Source organism: uncultured Phascolarctobacterium sp. (genome assembly GCF_937920985.1).
In the GTDB taxonomy this organism is placed as follows: Bacteria; Bacillota; Negativicutes; order Acidaminococcales; family Acidaminococcaceae; genus Phascolarctobacterium_A.
In genome coordinates this window covers 1-4,342 of record NZ_CALDXR010000021.1, presented here as the reverse complement: position 1 = coordinate 4,342, position 4,342 = coordinate 1, and the positions used below count along the sequence as shown (strand labels likewise).

Here is a 4,342-nt window from a genome sequence, read left to right as displayed (position 1 = left end):
TTATTTGTGTTGCATAAAATACCACTACATATACGGAATTTTTTTCTTACCAACCCCTTGACTTTTTATAGTTAGTCTTTCTTACGCTTCTTCGGCATGAGGCCATTCATAGCGTGATTCTTTAACTTCCAATGCTTCATCGCCACGTTCTAAAGCAACGATTCCCGTCTGCACCATTTCGACAATACCATAACGGCGCAGAGCATTTGCAAAGGCGCACAGCTTGCCTTCATCACCGGTGTTGACAAAGGTCATGCTGTTGCCGGTAACATCAATAGCATGGGAACGGAAGGCTGTTGCTAATTGCAGCACCTCCATTTGCTTTTCGCCGGCGTGTACCTTGACCAGCAGCATGCTGCGCAGTGCGCTCGTTTCACGATGCAGCACCTTAATGCGCTCTACCTCGCTGAGCTTTGCCAATTGCTTGCAGACCTGCTCGATTGTCAGCTCGTCCGCATCCAATACAATTGTCATACGTGCATATTCCGGATTCTGCGTACTGCCACTGGTTAAGCTGTCAATATTATAGCCACGGCGAGAAATCAGTCCCGTAACCCTCATTAACACACCAGGACGATTGTGTGCGACAATAGATAATATCTGTTTCATTTCTTTTCTCCTGAATCTGATAAATCCACAGCTATTTTATCTTTATTTAATAAATTTAACGTGTGGAATAATCTCGTTATATACTTCTTCCTTGCGTTGGTTATAGATTACTTTTTGCTCTTCAAAAAAGTTTCTGCCATAGCTGTCGATAGAAACAATCAGCGGGCCAAACATTTTCACATGGCAGCTCCACAGAGTTTCCGGCATACCCAGCTCACGCCAGTTTGCGTCAACGATTTCCTGTACCTCAGTTGCTGCCACAACAGCATTGCCTGCGGGGAATACGCAATGAATAGCGCCAAAGTTTTTGCACGCATATTCAGTGTTGGGGCCCATACCGCCTTTGCCGACGATAACACGGACACCGGTCTTCTCTACGAATTCCTTTTCAAATTTTTCCATACGCATGCTGGTGGTAGGACCAACGGATACCATTTCAAATTTGTCATCGCCCAGGGGACGAATAATCGGACCGGCGTGCAGAATTGCTTTATCCTTAACATCAACTGGCAGCTCACGGCCATATTCTACGACACGGCGATGTGCAACGTCACGACAGGTGGTAATGTCACCGTTCAGATAAACAATATCGCCAATATGAATATTTTTTAAATCTTCTGCGCTTACAGGAGTAGTCAAAACCTTTTTGCCATCAATTACTTCGTACATTATAAAGTCACCCCGCTATGAGAAAGAATTTTGTAGTTTAAGTTTTTGTCGAATACGATATGGCCGCGACGATGAGACCAGCAGCCAACGTTTACAGCAACACCGATTACAGACGGATGACGTGCAGAATTTTCTACGTTCACGCCCATAACAGAATATTTGCCGCCCAGGCCTTGAGGACCAAGGCCGATTTTATTGATGCCATCCTCCAGCAACTGCTCCAAAAGTGCAGCGTTCTTGTTCGGGTTATGGCTGCCAATCGGACGCATCAATGCTTTTTTAGCATGCAGGGCAGCTACTTCTACAGAAGTACCGACGCCAACACCTACCAGAAGCGGCGGGCAGGCATTCAGGCCATAGGAGGTCATAACGTCCAGCACGAATCTGGTTACGCCTTCATAACCGGCACCGGGCATCAGCACCATTGCTTTACCGGGCAGGCTGCAGCCGCCGCCAGCCATATAGGTGTACAGATCTAATTCATCGCTGTTCGGCACAATCTCCCAGAAAATAGTCGGAGTACCGGTACCGACATTTTTGCCGGTGTTATATTCATCAAAGGTTTCTACACTGTTATGACGCAGCGGAGCTTGCTGAGTTGCACGGATAACAGCTTCCTTCAGCAGTACCTCCAGCTCGTTAATCAGTGGGAAATTGGTGCCGCATCTTACTACAAATTGCATAACGCCGGTATCCTGGCAGCTAGGACGGTTCAGCTCCTTCGCCAGCTTCTGGTTCAGCTTCATAGTCTGGTAGATAGTTTTAGACAGCGGGCTGTCTTCCTTTTCTGCCAGCTCATCCAGTTTAGCGATAACATCGTCAGGTAAAACCTTAGCGGTGTGCGCTACAAAATGTGCTACATAGTTTGTTAATTGTTCAACTTGTTCTTGCTTATCCATTTTTACCCTCCATACGCAGCATCAGCTGCAAATTTATTATTTATTGCCTGCTTTCTCCACACTTTCGATTTCCTCCTTGGAAACATCAGTAAGAGTAAGCTTTTGAAAAAACCTTGTTTTCGGAATCAGGAAGTTAAAGCCTTCGGTTCTGCCCATATAAGCCTTACCCTCCTGCAGGGAGCAGTCAAAAACATGACCACCCATAGTTCTGTCATCAGAAATAAAATGCACATGCCAGCCTGCAACATTCAAGCCATCCATATATTGCGGAAAATATACGCAAACGAGGCTGCCGCTGACATTTTTAAATTCAAACTCACGCTGGTCTGTTTCCAAAACCTTAGCAAAGGTTTTATAAGGCTCGCTATGCTGCTTCTTTTCAGAACGCGCGTAAATTTCGTTAAAATACCCATCTATACGGCAAGCGTAGATATTGTTCTCACCATGAGCTTTGCCAACCTCGTCCAGCTTAGCCAGAAGCTCGCTCATATCAGCGATGTTCTCCAGCTCAAAAGCTATATTCTTATTTAAGTATGTTACGGAAGCAAACGGGGTAGCGTCGCCGGCATCGGCAATCTCTACTGTACCATCTGCTTTCGCCCGATAGCAGACACCATCGAGTACAATCATTTCACCATCAACCGCTTCAAAGGTACCTAAGCCTATATCGCCGTTGGCGAGCAGCTCTTCAATTGTTGCATTGCCATAAAAATCACCCTTTGCTAAAGCCTGCAGGGTTGATACCTGATACATTAAAGCCATCCTCTGACCTCCTCATGCTTTTTCTCTAATCAAGACCGCCTGAAACCACATACATTAAAGTGTCTGTATGTCATTATCCTGTACTTTAGCAGCAGTCTTTCTTGACCTGCCTTTACTATAACATCAATCTAGTGTATAATCAATTTTATAGAATTAATGTTTCTATAAAGGAGATTTATAGTATGGAGCTAGAAAAAAAGTATATCTACCAGGTCTATCAATGCGGCAGTTTTTCTAAAGCTGCAGAAGCGTTATTCATTACTCAGCCTGCACTGAGCATAGCCATCAAAAAAGTAGAGCAGGAAATAGGTGCTGCCATTTTCAACCGCAGCCAAAGGCCGCTCACTCTCACGAGCATAGGCGAACTGTATCTGCAGCATATCAAAAAAGAAATGCTGCTGGAGCAGCAGCTCAAGCAGCAAATTGATGATATTCATGGTTTAAAAAGCGGTGACCTGAAAATCGGTGGCACGCATTATATGAATGCTTATCTCCTGCCGTCATACATCGCCCAATTCAACACCCTCTACCCCAACATCAACATCACAATGGCAGAAACAAGCTCTGATATGCTCATTGAAATGCTCAAAAATAACGAGCTTGATTTCACCTTCAGCTGTGATGAAGACGTAGTGCAAGAGTTTGACAGCTATCCCACTTTTTCCGATCATATCCTGCTCGCTGTTCCGCAAGCCTTCGCGCTCAGCGATAAATTGCTAGAGGAAAGCTTGAGCGCAATAGAAGTCAGACACGGCATCCACCTGTCGGAAAAATGTCCCAGTGTTGACTTACAGCAATTCACAGATTACAGCTTCATCCGTATTGACGCACATGTCAACCTTGGCATGCGTACGCTAAAAATGTTTGAAGAAGCAGAAATTCTGCCACGCATAAAGGTCAAGGTGCCGCAGCTCGTCACAGCCTTCCAGCTTGCGGAGCATGGCATCGGTGCCACTTTTATCAGCGACAAGCTGGTAACCGGCAATGAAACCTCTCTGCGCTTTTTCAAGCTGCAGTCCAAACAGGCAGAAAGAAAATATTCTCTGCTTTTACCGCATAATGTTTACGTTCCTAACGCAGTCATCGAATTCATCAAGCTTTTCCAGCAATGACATTATATGAAGAAAAATACAACAGCTGAGGGTTTTCCCTTCAGCTGCTTTTCTTCGCACTTAATTATAAATCAAATTTATATGCTTATTAATTCCATAAAATTGATTTATTTTATTATCCGTGGTATATTTTAGTCAGTTCAAAAAACAGTTGCTAAACAAGCATAAAGAAAAATACACAGCAGCTGTTATCCATACAAATTTTAAAAATCATGTTTTATTTTACGGAGGGATTTTAGTGTGAAACAACATCTTTAGCTGCGTACATTGTCGTAGATTGATTTTTGGCGC

General features: G+C 44.2%; 5 protein-coding genes. 1 reads left to right on the top strand and 4 read right to left on the bottom strand.

The window, feature by feature from the left end:
* Positions 1-81 precede the first annotated feature (81 nt).
* The 4 genes from ilvN to budA are packed head-to-tail and all read right to left on the bottom strand — an operon-like array spanning position 82 to position 2,939.
* Positions 82-609 (bottom strand): acetolactate synthase small subunit, encoded by a 528-nt coding sequence (gene ilvN, locus Q0612_RS03980; protein ID WP_293827647.1) that lies wholly within the window; start codon positions 607-609, stop codon positions 82-84.
* 42 nt (positions 610-651) lie between these two features.
* Positions 652-1,278: a L(+)-tartrate dehydratase subunit beta gene (gene ttdB / locus Q0612_RS03975; protein WP_210683980.1), complete on the bottom strand. Its 627-nt coding sequence runs from the start codon at positions 1,276-1,278 to the stop codon at positions 652-654.
* Positions 1,278-2,177 (bottom strand): L(+)-tartrate dehydratase subunit alpha, encoded by a 900-nt coding sequence (ttdA, locus tag Q0612_RS03970; RefSeq protein WP_298881050.1) that lies wholly within the window; start codon positions 2,175-2,177, stop codon positions 1,278-1,280. The genes ttdB and ttdA overlap by 1 nt, the downstream gene beginning before the upstream one ends.
* 36 nt (positions 2,178-2,213) lie before the next feature.
* Complete coding sequence (gene budA / locus Q0612_RS03965) at positions 2,214-2,939, bottom strand: acetolactate decarboxylase (RefSeq protein WP_298881047.1); 726 nt, start codon at positions 2,937-2,939, stop codon at positions 2,214-2,216.
* Positions 2,940-3,121: 182 nt separating this feature from the next.
* On the opposite strand from budA, the gene Q0612_RS03960 reads away from it, so the two are divergent.
* The gene (locus Q0612_RS03960) at positions 3,122-4,051 is read left to right on the top strand and encodes a LysR family transcriptional regulator (RefSeq protein WP_298881044.1); all 930 of its coding nucleotides are present in this window, start codon (positions 3,122-3,124) and stop codon (positions 4,049-4,051) included.
* Positions 4,052-4,342: the final 291 nt, after the last annotated feature.